Below are 17,260 nucleotides of genomic sequence, written 5' to 3'. Positions count from 1 at the left end.
GGGGTTGCCCTCGACGTAGTTCTCCCCGTTACCGGTGTGGACCACGTCGTCACCCAGGCCACCGAAGATCTGCTCCGGACCGGGACCGCCGGTGATCGTGTCGTTGCCACCGACCGTCGTCAGGGCGTACTGCAACACAGTGCGCACGGGCGCTCCGGTGTTGGCGTCGATGGCCCCGGTGAGCGTGATCGACCCGTTGCCGCCGACGATGACGTCGGCGTGCATGGGGTTCGGGCCGAAGGGCAGGAACCCGTAGATGGTGTTGCCCACGACCGGCGAGACCGACCCGAGCGTGTCCGGCGTGACGTCGGTGCCCGAGCCGTCGCTGCCGTCCGGGATGAGGTCGACCGACGCACCGGCGACGGCCCGCGGCGAGGTGCCGCCGAGGATGTCGTCGTTGTTGGTGCCGCCGTAGATCGTGTCGGATCCGGGGCCGCCCTCGAGGTGGTCGGATCCGGTGCCGCCCACGATCGAGTCGTCGCCGACGCCGCCGTAGACCGCCACGTCGCCGCTACCACCGGTGATGGTGTCGTTGCCGCCGTAGATGGTGTTGTCCGGCGCGTTCGTGCCCAGGTCGTAGGAATGGGCCACGACCGGCTCGACGAACGGCTTGCCGGCGTTCGGCCAACCGGCGTTCTCGTCGACCTTGCCGTTGTCGCCGAAGATGACGTTGTTGCCCGTGCCGCCGAAGATCGTGTCGCCGGCGTCGCTCTGGGCCGCGGCCGACGTCCCGCCGATGATCACGCTCTGGCCGGTACCACCGTCGATCGTGTCGCTGCCCGCGTTGCCCTCCGCCCAGTCGTTACCGGCTCCGGCGATGACGTTGTCGTTGCCGGTGTTGCCGTAGAGCGAGCTGTTGCCGGTGCCGGCGACGAGCAGGTCCTTGTCCGAGCCGCCGAACAGGGTGTCCATGCCGGCGCCGCCGTAGGCCTGGTCGAGGCCGGCCCCGCCGCAGAGCAGGTCGTTGCCCGACCCGGCGAACAGAGTGTCGTCCCCTCCCCCGCCGCTGATCCGGTTGTTGCCGCTGCCGCCGACGATGTAGTCGTTGCCCGGGCTGCCGCTGTTGGTCTCGGCCGGCGGCGTGGACCGCGGTCCGGACGTGGGCAGCGCGCAGGTGTCCTCCTGGCGGTCGCCGTAGATGAAGTCGCCACCGCCGGCGCCGGTGATGTGATCGGCCCCGTCACCGCCCACGAGCATCTTGGCGCCGACCGTCGTGCCGGACGGGGGCGCGGTCGGCGTGATCTTCCAGGCCCCGAGCGTTGCGTCGGCCGGGTCGATCGCATCGATCGTCGCCGGTCCGCCCGAGATGTAGTCGGCGTCGCCGCCGCCGTAAAGGTGATCGGTGCCGAAGCCGCCGACGAGCACATCATTTCCGTTGCCGCCGTAGAACGTGTCCACCTGCGCGGAGGTTGAGTGGCCGACCACGAAGTCGGCGTTGCTCCCGCCGTAGACGGTGTCGGTGCCCGCGCCGGTGTCGACCTGGTTGCGGCCGTCGCCGGCGATGCCGCCGTAGTTCGGCTGGTCGCTCGTCGCGCCCCACTGTTGACCGGCGTAGATCGTGTCGCCGGCGGCGCCGCCGTGGATGTTGTTGTCGCCGGTGCCGCCGACGATGGTGTTGGCGCTGGCCGCGTTGACTCCGGGTCGGCGGGTCTCCCCCGCGACGAGGGGCTTGTCGGTGGCGATGCTGACGCTGTCGTTGCCGCCGTTGCCGTAGATGTGGTTGGCGCCGTAGCCGGCCAGGACGGAGTCGTTGCCATCGTCGGCCGCCTCGCCGGCGCCCGGGTTGCCGGTCGCGTCGGGCACGTCGGCCACGTCGCTCCACGAGCCCTGCGGCGCCGGATCGCCGACCTGGCGGTGGTTGGCCAGGGTGACGCTGCCGGTCACCGGCAGCGAGCTGTCGCCAGCGACATAGTCGGCCCCGTTGCCGACGGTGATGTTGTCGCTGCCGGGGCCGCCGGCGACCGCGCTCGTGCCGTCGCCAGACAGGTTGATGGTGTCGTCGCCGGCGCCGCCGTCGACATAGGCCGAGCCGCCGTCGATCTTGATGTTGTCGCTGTCCGTGCCGCCGTACACGACCGCCGTCTTGTCGAACGGGTTGGTGGTCGGCGGTCCGGCACTCACCGGCTGGGACTGGTTGCTGTCACCGGTGATGAACAGCTTTTCCTTGCCGGCGTAGCCCCTGGCGTCGAGGACGACGGTGGTGATGGTGTTGTCGAGGAACTCCTCGTGCCGGCTGAGCCCGTCCACGCCGAAGCCGGTGAAGGCACCGTCCCCGTCATGCAGCTCGTGCACCTTGATGGTTTCGTCCTCGTTGGTGTTGCCCCACGGGTCGCCGCGCTGCGCGCTCTTCCCCAAGGCGCCGAAGAACAGGTAGAGGACGTGGTCCTGCACCTCACCCAGTTCAGGTGGTGGCGGCGAGCAGTTCGGATGCACCGAGAAGTCGAGCAGGACGACGTCCACCAGGGTGAAGCTGAAGGTGTGGCTGAACGGGCCGAAGCCGATGGTGACGTTCAGCCGTAGGAAGACGCTGAGTTGGCCGTCGACATTGAACAGACACAGTGGATTGCGCAGAGCTGTCTTGAGGAACTCACTCGAGCGGAACTTGCCGTCGTTGTTCGGGTCGTTCCAGTAGAAGTTGATCGTCAGTCTGATACCGCCCTCGATGCCGACGCTGACGATCAACACCGTGACCGAGGCGCCCGCGGCGAGCTCGCCCTGCAGGGTGAGCACCGGCACCGGCACGCCGTCGTCCTTCGTCGGGTCGACGGTGTAGAGGAACAGGCTGTCCAGGATCGAGCCGATGACAGAGCTCGCCCCTTGACCGGACTTGATCGCCTCGTAGGCCTTGCGCAGACCGTAGGTGTCGAAGCCGGCGATGATGCGCGCGCTCACGCTGGCGCTGCCCGAGATCGTGATGACCACCGGCGGCGGGGCGTAGACCGGGCCGAACTGCTGGCTGTACGCGAAGCCCAGCTTCAGGTTGCCCGAGTCGAAGCGGATGAGGTCGACGTCGCCGCCCATCAGCAGGTTGAACACCGACGACGGGTTGTCCAGCAGCGGGAAGCTGAAGCCGCCCTTGGCCTTGGCGTCGGCCACCTTGCCGCCGGAAGCGTCATCCATCGCGCCCGCCGCGGTCTTGCCGCCGTTTTGCGACGGCGGCGCGGGAGTCTTCTTCGCCGGATCAATCAGCGCGTCGGTGTTGTCCGGCGTGGCGGTGGTGTTGATCGCCTTGGTGGCGTTGAGGTGGAACGAGCCGATGAAGATGCCGAGGTTGGCGTCACCGTCCGGGATCGAGTTGACCATCTTGATGACCTGCAGGATGCGCTCGACCATGGTGAGGTCGGGACCGCCGGCCAGGGTGCTGAAGGCCTCGGCGATCGAGATGAGCGTGACGTCACCGCCACCCGCGAGGTGGCTGAGGTCGGACAGCACCGGGATGGGCGCGTAGAGCGTGTCGATGACCGGTTTCAGCGGCGAGGTGAACTGCTGGACCTCCTTGATGATGGGTCGCAGCACGCCGCTGAGGAAGCCGCCGGCGGAGATGTAGACGTTGTTGAACGAGATGTCGGGGGCGTTGCTGGAATCGACCGGCGGCGCGGCGTCCTTGCCGGTGTCCGTGGCCACCGTCGGGGCGCCGAGCGTGCTGCCCCACTGCCAGTCGAGCTTGAACTCGCCACCGACTCCGGGCAGGGCGGCGTCGGCCAGGGCCTGGAAGTCCCAGTCGATGTGGACCTTCGCCGACAGGCCGACCGTGACGAGCTTCTTCAAGCCGGCCAGGTTGGTGAGGTTGGCCAGCGTGATGTCGTTGGCCGCGTCGTCGTTCACGGTGAAGGCCGGACTGGAGAACGCCGTCTTGGTCGCGGTCGGCGTGTGCAGGTCGAGGCCGAACTCACCGGCGAACAGCGGCTTGGCCGCCCCCGCGGTGCGATGCACATCGGTCGGGACGATTGGGGTGAACGGGCAGGACTTGCCCGCGCCGTAGGTCTGGTCGGAGTTGAAGTCGCAGAGGTTGATCTTCAGGAAGCTGATGTTGGCCTGGATCGCCTTCGGCAGCGAAATGGCCACGCCCAGCGCGATCTCGGGATCTTTGCTGTCCTGCGTCTCGACGAAGAAACCGCGATGCAGGTCGAGGCCCATCTTCAGGTGGATCTTCCAGCCCAGCTTGACGCTCAGCGCTTGATCGGGGTCCGGGGTGCCGTCGTCCTGGGTGGCCGCTGCCAGCGACAGCCCGGGCACGCCGATGTTGAGCGGCGTGCTGGCGGTGATGCACTTGTTGGCGCCGTTGTCGGCGCAGCCCTGGTCGGCGCTGATGTCGCCTTGACCGATGTCCGCAGCGAGGGTGACGCCGGAGATGGAGGTGAGCGGGCACGGCTCCAGCGGCGGGTTCGTCCCGGAGTCCTTCGGCGTGGCCGTGGTCCCGGCGTCGCCGACATCGGTGAAGCTCGGGCTGTCGGCCTGCGCCGCGTCGAACTTCTTCCAGGTCGTCCCACCGTCGGACGAGCGGTAGACCTTGTAAGCCGCGGCGCCGGTGACCTTGGTCCAAGTGACCTTCACCGTGTTGGTGCTGCTCAGCGCCGAGCTCGTCGCGGTGACGGCGGCGGACGCGACCGTCTCACCCTTCGGGTCGGTCGCCGACACCCGGTACTTGTAGGCCGTCGTCGGCGCGGTGGTCTTCGCGATCACGGTCGCCACCCCAGCCGGGGTCGCGAGGGTGGCCGAGCAGACGAAGTCCGCGGTCACCTTGCTGCCGCTGGGCAGGACGTCCTTGAGCGCGTCGTTGAGCTTGGTGTTGATCCAGTCCTTGAGGCCCTGCTCGTCCGACACCGAGGCCAGATCGCCGAGGACGGCATCCACCTCACCCTGGACGTGCTCGAGGAACTGCGCCCCCTCTTGCAGGTCCTTGCCGACGATCGGCAGCTTGCCCCCGAAGCTGGCCAGGTTGAGCGCCTGCTCGGCGAACTGGAAGTAGCCGTCGAGGCCGCCGCCGAGCTGGCTGAAGTCGAGCACCGCGTTCTTCAGGTCGGTGAGCAGGTCCGCGGGTATGTCCAGGCGCTTCACCGTGGGGGCGCTCGGGTCGACCGGCAGGATCGCGCCGCTGCCGTCGGTGAGCTTGAACTCGTCGCTGAGCGAGCCGGAAAGCGGCAGCCGCAGACGCAGCGTGTCCGGCGGGTCGGCGTCGGTGGTGCCGTTGACCGCCTTGTAGGTGGTGCCGCCGTCCGTACTCAGATAGACCGGGAACGCGGCGCACAGCGCGAGGTCCGGGGTCGAGTCGCCGCCGCAGGTGACCGCCGGCGTCGCGTGATTGAACTGCAGGCCGGCCGACTTCAGCCCCGTGAGGAACGCCGAGATCGACTCGGGGGCCGTGTCGTCGCTGCCCAGGGAAGCGCTGAAGGTCGCGTGCGCCTCGGCCGGGTGAGTGGCGCCGGTGTCCACCGGCTGGCCGAGCGCGATGGCGAGTGGCCCGAAGTTGGCCTTGAGGTAGCCCGACGCGCCGGCGTCGATGCTGGCGGCCAGTGACGTCTCCGTCGGATCGACCTGCAGGCCGCTCGGGTCGGTCGCGCCGGCCTCGTCGGACTTGCCCAGCGGCAAGAGCAACTTCAGCTTGGCCTCGGCCTTGGCGTGCAGCTCGACCAGGCCCTTGGCCTGGCTGCCCACGATCGAGTTGTCGTCCGACCCGAGCTTGAAGTCGAAGGCGACCGGGGTGGTGAAATAGAAGTCGCGCTTCCAGTCGACCTGCAGACCGAGGATCGGTGTGGCGCCGCTGGTGTCGACCGAGATGGTGATCGGGACGGACAGCGCGCCGAGCCGCTCGTTCACCAGCGCGATGAGCTGTTGCAGACTGTCGGCCGGGTTGGCGGTCAGCAGGTCGATCGCCGAGTCGAGCGCGTTCTCGACCTGGTACTGCGCCCCGGGCGCGGGAGTGCCGCCCTGCCACGAGCGGACGGTCAGCGTCGTCGCGGTGGTCGCTGTGACCACACCCGTCGACGTGCCGGCGACGACGGAGCGCAGCAACAAGCTGTCGGTGAAGTGGGCGTCGGTGTCGGTGAGGGTCGTGTCGGTGAAGCTGACGTTCGCCCCCTGGCCCTGCTCGGAGGCGTTGAAGATGTCACCGAGCCGCAGGCCGACGACCGGGATCTTCGTGCCGAGCACGGACTGGATCGTGCTGTTGCCGTTGTCGCCGAGCGTCTTGAGCAGCTTGCTCAGCGTCTTGAGGTTCTGCAGCACCTCGCCGAACAGGGCCTTCGGGTTCGACGTGTCGAAGTTGAAGGCCTTGATCTTGTCCAGCGCCGTGCCGAACCCACCCGTGTCGAAGGTGACGCTGGACGGGTCGGTGATGTCGCTCATCGCCAGCGTGAAGGTGGGGGCAACGCCGAAGAAGTCGGAGTCGCTCAGGCCCGGGATGCCGGTGATGTGCGGGGTGATCGAGGCCTGCACCTGGCCGGTGACCGAGACCCCGGCGAGGGAGGCCGGGTCGGAGGCAAGAATGGCGAACACCTTGCTCAATGACAGGTCGTGCTGCGCGTCGCCGAGCCCGGACTTGAAGTCGACGCTGAGCAGGTGATGGTCAGCCGACGCCGGGTCGGGGCACGCGCCGCCCGAGTCGAAGTGCGAGCACTCGTGCAACTCGCCCTTCAGCTGCAGGCCGAGGAAACCGACCGTGGCGTTCACCTCGACGGCGGAGTCGATCGGGGCGTCGGCGGTCAGCAGGTGGAGAGGTCCGCTGCTGTCGGCCGTGCGCAGCATGATGCGGTCGGCCACGGTGGGCAGGGACTGGACGACGGTGGACGTGCCGTCCGGGTTGTTGGCGGTGAACGGGCAGTCGTGGGTGTTGACGACGCCGTTGAACAGCATGCCGTTACAGCCGGCCCCGGTCTGGGTTGCCTGCAGGTCGAGCGCGAGGGTGAGGTTGACGCTGTAGCTCGGGGTGACCGTGGCTAGCGGGATCTGCGCGTTGGCGTTCAGGATGCCGCTGCCGGTCGCGCCGGACAGCGTGTTCAGCTTGTTGGCGAAGCTGATCGCGCCGGTCTGCGAGTCCTGGCCGCCGATGTCGTAGGCGTCGCCGGCCGCCGGCGCGGCGCCGTGCCACGCGCCGATGAACACGAGGGTGTCGCCGGTGTTGGACTTGACGATGTTGCTCGACGATCCGGACCGCACGCGATGCCCGGCGTAGACGTTGGCCTGCCAGCTGCGCCCGTTGTCCTTGAGCGTCGGGGCGCCCGTGGCCGGATCGGTGTCGACGGCGGAGACCGTCCCCGAGTCGACCTTCTGGAACGCGTCGAGGTCCTGCGCGGCACCGGCGGCGCGGGCGATGCTCAGGCCGACGGTGAGCTTGGAGTGCGTGTTGTCGTAGCTGACGTCCCCGACGGTGAAGGTCGATCCGCCGGGCAGGCCGACGGTCGTCTTGAGCGCGACCAGCATCGACTGCAGCGACGTGAAGTTGGGGACGAGATCGCCCAGCTGGACCTGCACGGCGGCGGTTCCGTTGCTCGGTGCGGAGGCGAACGGCGTGTCGAAGGTCAGCGCGTACGGACCGGTGCCGCTGACCGCGGTCACCTTCTTCGTCACGCTGCCGATGCGGTAGTACTCGCCGTTCTGGGGCGCGGCCCCGTCGACGACCGTGTACGACGCGGTTTGTGCCGTTGCGCCGGACAAGGTGCCGCTGTTCGCGTTGGCCAGCGCGTTGTACGTCTGCGTGACGTGCTTGGCCAGGAAGCCGGTGATGGCTTCGTTCGCCTGGAAGATGTCGGCCAGGGTGCCCTTCATGAAGGGCAGGTCGATGTTGCCCTTCGAGTCCACCTGGGTCAGCGTCGTGCCGTCGGCGACGGCGGCGTTCAGCGGTGAGCCGAAGGTGACCGTGAACGGGCTGCTCGTGCCGTCGACGGTGACGACGTCACGCACCGGCGCGCCGGTGCCGCCGACGCGCAGCAGGTCGCCGACCTCCGGGGCGCCGCCGTGCGTGGGCGTGTAGGTCGACGTGACCGCGCCTTCGGCGATTGCCGCCGTAGTACCGGTCTTGCCGGAGTCGGTGGGCGTGTACGTCCGCGACATCTGGATGCCCTCGAGCGCCGTGGCCAGGCCGGCCAGCCCTTGCGCCAGATCCTGGGGCGACAGGTTCTCGAAGGCGTTGATCGAGCTCAGCCCGGCGCCGGTGACGGTCGCCGTCGGTGACCCGGTCGTGATGTCGGGCCAGACGATCGCGACGTTGGCGCTCACGCCCGGCAGCGTCACGGTTGTCAGTGAAGGGTCGACCGACGCGGCGAGATTGAGCTGTGCGACGAGGGAACCCGGAGCGGCGCCGTAGCTGACGGCGACCATGCCCGCCGCCGAGGCGGCGCCGCCGGACAGCTCTCCGGGAGTGGTGCTCGAACCGTTCGGCTCGGCGAAGGGGTAGAACGTCGCGCTAGAGACCGTCCCGAGATACACGCGGCCGTCGCCGTTCGGATCACGCAGGGACGCCCTGAGATTAGTGGTCAGGTCGAAGGACGAACCCGAACTGAGGCTGACGCCGAGGATGCCGACACCGGCGTGGACCGCCGAGGTGTCCTGGGTACAGGGCGGCGCCGAGGCGGTGGCGCACGGGAAGTGCGCGTCCGCCGCGAGCGTGAATGCCGGCGCGCTTCCCGTGGTGTCGAAGTAGACGCCGCCGGTGGTGCTGTCATAGGCGACCGTGAACGAGGCGTGCAACGCGAGATCGACCTGCACCGGCGCGGTGAAGTTGAACTTGGGCGACGAGATCGCGAGCGTCATCGGCGCGCTCGCGACCCGCCGGTTCACGGTGAGGTCGAACGCGAGCGACTCCACCGTTCCGCTGGTCGACGAGGTTGCCGAGATCGACGCGCTGCGGCCGTTGCTCTCCAGATCGACCGGCGCGGACGTCTTCAGCGCGTTGACGAGATCGGACAGGTGCAGCGGGTTGGCAGCGCTGAGCCGGTCGGCGAATGCCTTCTGGAAGAGGTCGGCGAAACCGATGCCGTCGTTGCCGCCCGGCGTGAGCTCGACGTCGTGCAGGGCCTGCCCGAAAGCACCGTCGGTGGCCAGTCCCTGCGAGAAGGACTGGAGGGAATCGAGGCCGTTCCAGATCGCCTGGACGTCCGCGTCGGCGCTGCTCGGGGGGGCCGCATGGGCCGCGGGCTCGATGACAGCGGTGGCGAAGGTGGCGCACATCCCCAAGATCGCCAGAAGTGAAACGGCTCGCTTGAATCGTGATTTTGGCAGCACTGAGCACACCTGCGATCTGGGGCGAACCGGCTCCGACGAAATTTTGATCAACTGCCCCGCGGGAACGTACATCCGGCCGGTTGCCCGATCAATGAATTCGCTGGGAAAGTTGCGCCCACCCAACACATTCGGGACCTAAGGCCCCGACAGGATCCGACTTAGTCGCTCATTCTGGGCACGTCTGGCGTCGCTGTACGGCCGACGTCGACGAACTACGGCGGGGGGCGCGTGGATCATGTTCGTGCAGGCGAAGGGGAACGGCCTCCACGTCAAGGCCCACCGAGGCGACGCCAAGTCGCTGCTCGCGTTCAACCTGACCAAGGCCAGGACCAGGAACCTCGCCGGCTTCACCGTGGCCTACGTCGTCGGCGCACAGACCCACTACGTAAGCAACATGCTCACCTTCGCCAATCCGGCGGACCACAGCCAGGACCCGGCGCACGCCGCGAACTCGAGTGTCAACGCGCCGCTGCACAAGTTCCGTTGGGTGCACGTGCCAGGTGCGGGCAGCCTCGGCGAGAAGCCGGCGTTCGGCCCGTACACCTACGTCGTCACGCCGCGCTACTTCGCCGACGGCGCACTGCTCCCCCTGGACCCGTCGACGAGCGTCAGCGTGGACATCGAAGTGGCGCCATTTCGCAAGGGCGCGATCACCGCTGCTTTCACGCGCGGGTTCACCCAGTCCGAGGCCTTCGTCCACCGCTTCGGCGAGGTGGCGATCTTCCGGCCGCCGAACACCGACCTGGTCTTCGACACGAGCGCGACGTCAGGGACGGCCGCGAACGGCGCCGCGTACACGTTCGCCCAGGAATACACCTGGCTGGGCTTCACCGCCCGCGACGTCATCCTCGGACTGCTGAGCGAGATCCGTTACGATGCGACGCTGCAACTCGACGTCTTCGCCTACGACCTGAGCGAGCCCGACATCGTATCGGCGCTCCTCGCGCTGGGGGCCGACGGCCGCGTCCGGATGATCCTCGACGACGCCGCGCTTCATCACAGCACGAAACCGGGAACCGTCCTGCCCGAAGACCAGTTCGAGACGTTGTTCCGCGCCGCCGCCAAGGCACCGGCCGAGATCAAGCGCGGCCATTTCGCTCGGTACTCGCACGACAAGGTGATGATCGTGTACCGCACCGGCGCCGGGGGCGCCCGAAGACCGATCAAGGTGCTGACCGGATCGACCAACTTCTCGGTCACCGGCCTGTACGTGAACTCCAACCACGTGCTGGTCTTCGACGACACGACAGTGGCGGCCGCCTACGCCCGGGTGTTCCAGAACTCGTGGGACGGCGAGGTGAAGGCGCCGGCCTTTCGCGCGACGCCGGAGGCCGGCCAGGCGACGACGTTCGCCAGCGCGCAGGTGCCGCACACCGACGTCACGTTCTCGCCGCACAGCGCCGCCTTCGCCGCCGAGATCTTGGACGGGATCACTGCGCGGATCACGGCCGAGGCCGGTCGGCCCAAGGGCTCGGTGCTGTTCGCGGTGATGGGGATCGATGTCGGCGGGGGCAGCGTCTACCCGACCCTGCGCGACCTGCACGCCGACACCAGCTTGTTCACCTACGGCATCTCCGATGCACCGGACGGCATCTACGTCTACAACCCGCGGCACAAGACCGGCGTGCTGGTGACCGGCAAGCCGGGCCGGACGCGGCTGCCTGCGCCGTTCGACCAGGTGCCCACGCCGGCCAACCACCAGGTGCACCACAAATTCGTCGTGTGCGGTTTCAACGGATCCGACCCCGTCGTCTATTGCGGATCCTCGAACCTCGCCCTCGGCGGCGAGCAGGACAACGGCGACAATCTTCTCGCGATCCACGACGGCGACATCGCGACGGTCTTCGCGATCGAAGCGGTCCTGCTCGTCGACCATTTCGACTTCCTCGACCGCAATCTCGCTCCCGCGGCAACATCGCCGGCGACCGCGACGTGGCATCTGTCCATCACCTCGGCCTGGGTCACCCCCTACTACGACAAAGCCGACCTGCACTACGCCGATCGTCTGCTCTTCGCTTAGCCGCAGTTGGGAGTCGCCCACGCGGAAGTGGGTAGGTCTCAGGCATGACGGAGCCCCCCGACCATTGCGTCCGTGTCCGGGGAGCCAGCGAGCACAACCTGCGCAACGTCGATGTGGACATCCCGCGCGACGCCTTCGTCGCGTTCACCGGCGTCTCGGGGTCGGGCAAGTCGTCGCTCGCGTTCGGCACGCTGTACGCCGAGGCGCAGCGCCGCTACTTCGAGTCCGTGGCGCCGTACGCGCGCCGGTTGCTGCAGCAGGTCGGCGCCCCGCACGTGCACGAGATCACCGGCCTGCCGCCGGCCGTAGCACTGCAGCAACGCCGCGGCGCGCCGAGCTCACGCTCGACGGTCGGCACGATCACGACCCTGTCGAACCTGGTGCGGATGCTCTACTCGCGCGCGGGGACCTACCCGCCCGGCGCCGAGCGGCTGGAAGCCGAGTCGTTCTCGCCGAACACGGTCGCCGGGGCCTGCCCGCGCTGCTCGGGATTGGGTGTCGTACACGACGTCACCGAGGACCTGCTCGTCCCGGACCCCTCGCTGAGCATCCGCGACGGCGCGATCGCGGCGTGGCCGGGCGCCTGGCAGGGCGCGAACCTCCGCAGCATCGTCGCCGGCCTGGGCATCGACATCGACAGGCCGTGGCGCAAGCTGCGCAAGAAGGATCGCGACTGGCTGCTGTGGACCGACGAGCAACCTTCCGTCCTCATCAAGCCGGAGCGCGACCGGATCGACTACGGCTACTACGGCACGTTCTGGAGCGCCCGCAAACATGTGATGCACGTGCTCGCCGACTCGAAGAGCCAGCAGATGCGCGACCGGGCGATGCGCTTCGTCCGCAGCGTGCCGTGCCCGGACTGCGGCGGCAGCGGCCTCCGCCCCGAGGCTCTCGCGGTGACGTTCGCCGGGCACACGATCGCCGACGTCAACGCGCGGGCGTTGACCGATCTCGTCGACCGGCTGCGGCCCACAGCCGAGCTGTCCGACGCGTCGGCGGCGACGTCGAGCGCGGAGTCCGGCGAGACCACCGAGGTCGCGGTGCGGATCTGCGCCGACCTCGTGGCCCGCATCGAGGTGCTGCTCGATCTGGGCCTGGGTTACTTGAGCCTCGATCGCGCGTCGACCACGCTCTCGCCGGGTGAGATGCAGCGGATGCGCATCGCGACCCAGCTGCGCTCCGGGCTGTTCGGGGTCGTCTACGTCCTGGACGAGCCGTCGGCCGGACTGCATCCGGCCGACGCCGAACCGCTGCTCGACGTCCTGCAGCGACTCAAGGCATCGGGCAACTCGCTGTTCGTCGTCGAGCACGACATGGACGTCGTGCGCCGGGCCGATTGGGTCGTCGACATCGGGCCCGGCGCCGGGCAGCACGGCGGTCGCGTCCTTTATAGCGGGCCGATCGACGGTTTCGAGCGGGTCGAGTCATCGACGGCCGACCACCTGTTCGGTCGGGCCGCGCCATTCGACCACGAGACCCGCACGCCCCACGGCTGGCTGCACCTGCGTGGCGTCACCCGGCACAACCTCCACGACGTCACGGTCGACGTGCCGCTGTGCGTGCTGACCGCGGTCACCGGCGTATCCGGATCAGGGAAGTCGACGCTGGTGACGCAGGTACTCGCTGAGGTGGTGCGCACCTACCTCGGGGTGGTGGCCGAGGCGGACGACGAGACCGGCGAGACCGACCTCGAGGTCGACGTGCACGACGTGACGGGCCTCGAGGCCTTCGACCGGCTGGTCAGGGTCGACCAGCGCCCGATCGGCCGGACCCCGCGCTCGAACCTCGCGACCTACACCGGCATGTTCGACGCGGTCCGCAAGCTCTACGCCGCGACCGAGGAAGCACAGGCGCGGGGGTACACCGCCGGCCGCTTCTCCTTCAACGTGCCCGAGGGACGGTGCGAGACGTGCCAGGGCGAGGGCTTCGTCGCCGTCGAACTGCTCTTCCTTCCCGGCAGCTACGGGCCGTGCCCCACCTGTCGCGGCGCGCGCTACAACGCCGATACGCTCGAGGTCACCCACCGGGGCGAGAACATCGCCGACGTCCTCGCCATGACCGTGGACGACGCCGCGAAGTTCCTGGCCGACGTCCCGGCCGCTGCCCGCAGTCTCGACACCCTGCGCGACGTCGGCCTGGGCTACCTCCGCCTCGGTCAGCCGGCCACCGAGCTCAGCGGCGGGGAGGCCCAGCGCATCAAGCTCGCGACTGAGCTACAGCGTGCGCGCCGCGGGCACGCGCTCTACCTCCTCGACGAGCCGACGTCCGGATTGCATCCGGCCGACATCGCGTTGTTGCTGCGTCAGCTGCACCGCCTGGTCGACGCCGGGAACACCGTGGTGCTGGTCGAGCATGACCTCGACGTCATTGCCAACGCCGACTGGGTGATCGACCTGGGTCCCGGTGGTGGGGACGAGGGCGGTCAGGTGGTCGCCATTGGCCGCCCGAACGAGATCGCGGCGGTGAAGGGCAGCGCAACCGCGCCCTACCTCGCCCGGCGACTGGCGCTTCCCTGACCTCAGACGTACTTGCCCATGCCGCCGGCCACGTCGATCACCGCACCCGTGATGTACGAGGCTCGCGACCCGGCCAGGAACGCGACGAGTCCGGACACCTCGTCGGAGGTGCCGAACCGCCCGAGCGGGACCTCCTGAGCAGCCAGGCCGGCGAAGAACTCGTCCTTGGTTCGGTCCGGTGCGCGCCGGCTGCGGATGTTCTCCCACTGCGGGGTGTCGACGAAACCGATGTTCACGCTGTTGACCAGGATGGCTTCTGCGCCGAACTCCTGCGCCAGTGCCTTGTTCAGGTTGAGGCAGGCGGCTCGGTTGACCGTGGTCGCGAAGAACGCCGGATCGGGATACTTCGCGTACACCGCGTTGACGTTGATCACCCGCGGCGCCTCGCTGTTGCGCAGGTGCGGAAGGGCGGCCCGGAAACAGCGGATCTGCGAGAAAAGCTTGACGTCCAGGTCGGCCTGCCAGTCGTCGTCGCTGAGCGCCTCGAAGTTGCCCGGATGCGCGCCGCCGGCGTTGTTCACCAGGATGTCGATCCCGCCGAGGGCGTCAGCCGCGTGCGCCACCAGGGCTTCGACCTGCGGCCGATCGGTGACATCGGCAACGAGGTCGACGACGGTTGCAGAAACAAACCTCTCCCGTAGCGCGGACGCGGTGCTGTCGAGTTCGTCCTTGCTGCGCGCGCAGATCGCCACCGCGGCACCCTCGGCGAGCAGCTCTTCGGCAATGGCGCGGCCGATTCCCTTCGAGCCGCCGGTGACGAGGGCGCGGCGGCCGGCCAGTCCGAGGTCCATCAGACCGGAGGAACCTCGCGCTGGATCTGCTTCTCGGCGTGCTCGAGCAAGGTCGCGCGCGGGGGCGAGAACATGTCGATCTCCTTGCACGGCGTGTCCAAGGTGTGCGCGCCATGCGGCACCCAAGAGGGGATGACGGCGACGTCGCCCACCCGCATGGTCCGCGTCTCCTCGCCGATCGTGAACTCGAACTCGCCCTCGGTGACGACGACGACCTGCTCCTCCGCGTGCACGTGCATCGGCGCCTCGGTGTGCGGGTCGAAGGACACGAAGTTGACGAGCGACTTCTCGCCGAGGACGGGTTGGAATTGCAGACCGGGTACGTACTCGAGGGGCTCGATGGCCGATACGTCGACGAAGCGCCCCTCCGAGGTGGGCTCTCCTCCGGCTTCGGTGTTGAAGTGCGACGTGCTCACGGGCGTCCTTTCGGGTGACTTCGACAGAGATCGGTCGGGATGACGGGCGGCTCAACCCGAGGCGAGTCGAGCAGCGGCCGCGAGGCGGGAAATACCCTCGGGGATGTCCGCGTCGGCCACCCGGCTGTACGACAGCCGCAGATGCTCGGTGTCGCCGCCCCCGACGAAGAACCCGGCGCCGGGCACGAACGCGACGTGCGCGTCGCGGGCGCGCGCGGCGAGTTCGACGGTGTCGACGCCGGGTAGGCGAACCCAGCAGAAGAACCCACCGTCCGGCTCGGACCACGTCGCGCGACTGTCCCCGAACGAAGCCGTCAGCGCCTCGGTCATGACCGCGGCGCGACGCCGGTAGAGGCGGCGGGCGCCCGCGACCTGGTCGTCGTAGTAGCCGCCGCGGACGAACTCTTCGAGCAGCCGCTGCCCGAGCGCGCCGGCGCACTGGTCGGAGTTCTGCTTCGCGAACACCATCTGCTCGACGACCTCGGCCGGCCCCGCGGCCCATCCGAGGCGAACCCCCGGGAAGAACGTCTTCGAGAAGGTCCCGATCTGCACGACCGTGTCCGGCGCCAGGGACCACAGGCTCGGCGCCGGCGACTCGGCAAAACCGAGCTCGCGGTAGGCGACGTCCTCGACGATCAGGACCCCGTGGCGTCGACAGATCTCGACCAGGGCCCGCCGCCGTTCTTCGATCAAGGTCCAGCCGGTCGGGTTCTGGTGGTCGGGGATCACGTAGAGCACCTTCGGTCGCTCCCCGGAGGCAAGCAGCCGAGCCAGCGCCTCGACGTCCAGACCCTGCTCGTCGATGGGGACACCGACCACCCTGGCATCGAAGGTGGCGAAGCCGGTGACCGCGCCGACGTAGCTCGGCTGCTCGACCAAGACCGTGTCGCCCGGGTCCAGCATGCTCTTGGCGATGAGCGTGATCGCGTCGATCCCGCCACTGGTGATCATGAGTTCGGACTCGGCCGGTCGGATGCCTTGCGTGCGCGCGAGTTGGTCACGCAGCAGCTCCCGCGTGCTGGCGATGCCCTCGCTCGGGGCGTACTGCAGCGCCACGGCCGCGTCGTCGTGCAGTAACTTGTCGGTCAGCCGGTGCAAGGCCTCGGTCGGGAAGATCGAGTGGTCGGGGAAGCCGCCGGAGAAGTTGATGACGCCCGAGACGTTGGCCAGCGCCAGGATCGCCGACAGCGTCCCGTCGCGGCCGCGCGTGCGCCGGGCGAGCCGGTCATCCCACGGCCTGGCCGCGGCAGCGTCGACGCTCCCGACAGCGGCTGCCGGATCGACACTCAGCGTTGGATGCATCTTGACACGACCTTACATTCGCCAGACGATATTCGTCATCGACTTACGGACACCAGGCAAGTCTGCTACTCGAAGTGGCTAACGACAAGCAGCACGACGAATTGGCACTCACGAGGATCTCAAGGGACGTCCACATGCCGAGCCCGGGCCGCAGCGCCGCCACCTCTCGCCGGAGAGCAGGCGGCGCACCGCTGCGCACGGTCCGCGACTCGGCGGTGTCGCCGTCGCCGCAGGTGGCCCTCGACGTCATCGACCTGCGACTGCTCCTGCTGTTGCGCCAGGACGCGCGCCTGTCGCAGCGCAGCCTGGCTCGCGAACTGGGCATGTCGGCGCCGGCCATCGCCGACCGCGTCGCCCGCTTGGAACGCCAAGGCGTGATCGCCGGATACGGCGTGCGGCTGAACTGGGGCGCACTCGGCTATGACTCGCCGGTGTACCTGACGATCACCGCGGTGCAGGGCTATCAGCAGGGCACGATCATGGAGAAGTTGGCGGAGCTGCCCGAGGTCGACGAGGTCCTGCTCGTCACCGGCGCGTTCGACATGCTCGTGCGGCTGCGGGTGCGCGACGTCCGTCACCTGCGCGATCTGCTGCTCAACCGGATCTGGCAGATCGAAGGCATCCAGCGCACCGAAACGTCCATCACGATCGCGCAGATGAAGACGAAGGACACGGCCGAGCAGTTGTTGGCGTCCATGATCGACGAACAGGTTGGTGCCAAGTCCGCTATGCAGAATGAGAGCGCGCCTCGATGACGAAAAAATCGGCCGACGATTCCGCCAATTCCGCCGGCGTCGGCCGGCACGGCTTCGTCCAGGAGCACGGCCTGCACACCGACGAGCAACGGGCGGCGGCCGAGGAGGTGACGGCCCGGATCCGCGAAGCAGACCTGCGCACCGTGCGCGTCGTGATCGTCGACCAGCACGGGCAGCCGCGGGCGAAGTTCCTCTCGCCCGACGCCGCGATCGCCGCCTTCACCAACGGGCTCGACTTCTC

At 68.6% G+C, this 17,260-nt stretch carries 7 protein-coding genes and 1 pseudogene; 4 read left to right on the top strand and 4 right to left on the bottom strand.

Annotated elements, in window-relative coordinates; translation table 11 throughout:
* On the bottom strand, nt 1–9,165 hold a 9,165-nt coding region (locus ABR571_RS09220; protein ID WP_409452898.1), incomplete at its 3' end, for a hypothetical protein.
* Nucleotides 9,166–9,454: 289 nt separating this feature from the next.
* Here ABR571_RS09220 and ABR571_RS09215 point away from each other — a divergent pair.
* Together ABR571_RS09215 and uvrA are read left to right on the top strand one after the other, a co-directional pair.
* Nucleotides 9,455–11,239 carry a phospholipase D-like domain-containing protein gene (locus ABR571_RS09215; protein ID WP_409452897.1) on the top strand — a complete coding sequence of 595 codons (1,785 nt, stop codon included), beginning with the start codon at nt 9,455–9,457 and terminating at the stop codon, nt 11,237–11,239.
* 44 nt (nt 11,240–11,283) lie between these two features.
* Complete coding sequence (uvrA, locus tag ABR571_RS09210; RefSeq protein ID WP_409452896.1) at nt 11,284–13,755, top strand: excinuclease ABC subunit UvrA; 2,472 nt, start codon at nt 11,284–11,286, stop codon at nt 13,753–13,755.
* A gap of 2 nt (nt 13,756–13,757) precedes the next feature.
* On the opposite strand, the gene ABR571_RS09205 is transcribed toward uvrA, so the two are convergent.
* Genes ABR571_RS09205 through ABR571_RS09195 form a run of 3 tightly spaced genes read right to left on the bottom strand, consistent with a single transcriptional unit; the run spans nt 13,758 to nt 16,264 of the window.
* Entirely contained in the window at nt 13,758–14,546 is a 789-nt protein-coding gene (locus ABR571_RS09205; protein ID WP_409452895.1) for an SDR family oxidoreductase, read from the bottom strand.
* Nucleotides 14,546–14,962 carry a cupin domain-containing protein gene (locus ABR571_RS09200; RefSeq protein ID WP_409452894.1) on the bottom strand — a complete coding sequence of 139 codons (417 nt, stop codon included), beginning with the start codon at nt 14,960–14,962 and terminating at the stop codon, nt 14,546–14,548. Before ABR571_RS09200 ends, ABR571_RS09205 begins: the two co-directional genes overlap by 1 nt.
* Before the next feature lie 51 nt (nt 14,963–15,013).
* Nucleotides 15,014–16,264 carry a PLP-dependent aminotransferase family protein gene (locus ABR571_RS09195; RefSeq protein ID WP_409452893.1) on the bottom strand — a complete coding sequence of 417 codons (1,251 nt, stop codon included), beginning with the start codon at nt 16,262–16,264 and terminating at the stop codon, nt 15,014–15,016.
* Between the two features lie 134 nt (nt 16,265–16,398).
* Here ABR571_RS09195 and ABR571_RS09190 point away from each other — a divergent pair, with 134 nt between their 5' ends.
* Together ABR571_RS09190 and ABR571_RS09185 are read left to right on the top strand one after the other, a co-directional pair.
* Nucleotides 16,399–17,019: an Lrp/AsnC family transcriptional regulator gene (locus ABR571_RS09190; protein ID WP_409452892.1), complete on the top strand. Its 621-nt coding sequence runs from the start codon at nt 16,399–16,401 to the stop codon at nt 17,017–17,019.
* Nucleotides 17,016–17,260, top strand: a pseudogene (locus ABR571_RS09185) (glutamine synthetase); the annotation flags it as partial. The gene ABR571_RS09190 and the pseudogene ABR571_RS09185, both read left to right, overlap by 4 nt.

It is taken from the genome of Jatrophihabitans sp. (assembly GCF_046262535.1).
GTDB lineage: Bacteria > Actinomycetota > Actinomycetes > Mycobacteriales > Jatrophihabitantaceae > Jatrophihabitans.
Note: the sequence above shows the minus strand (reverse complement) of the source record. Positions and strands in the feature narration are given on the sequence as shown.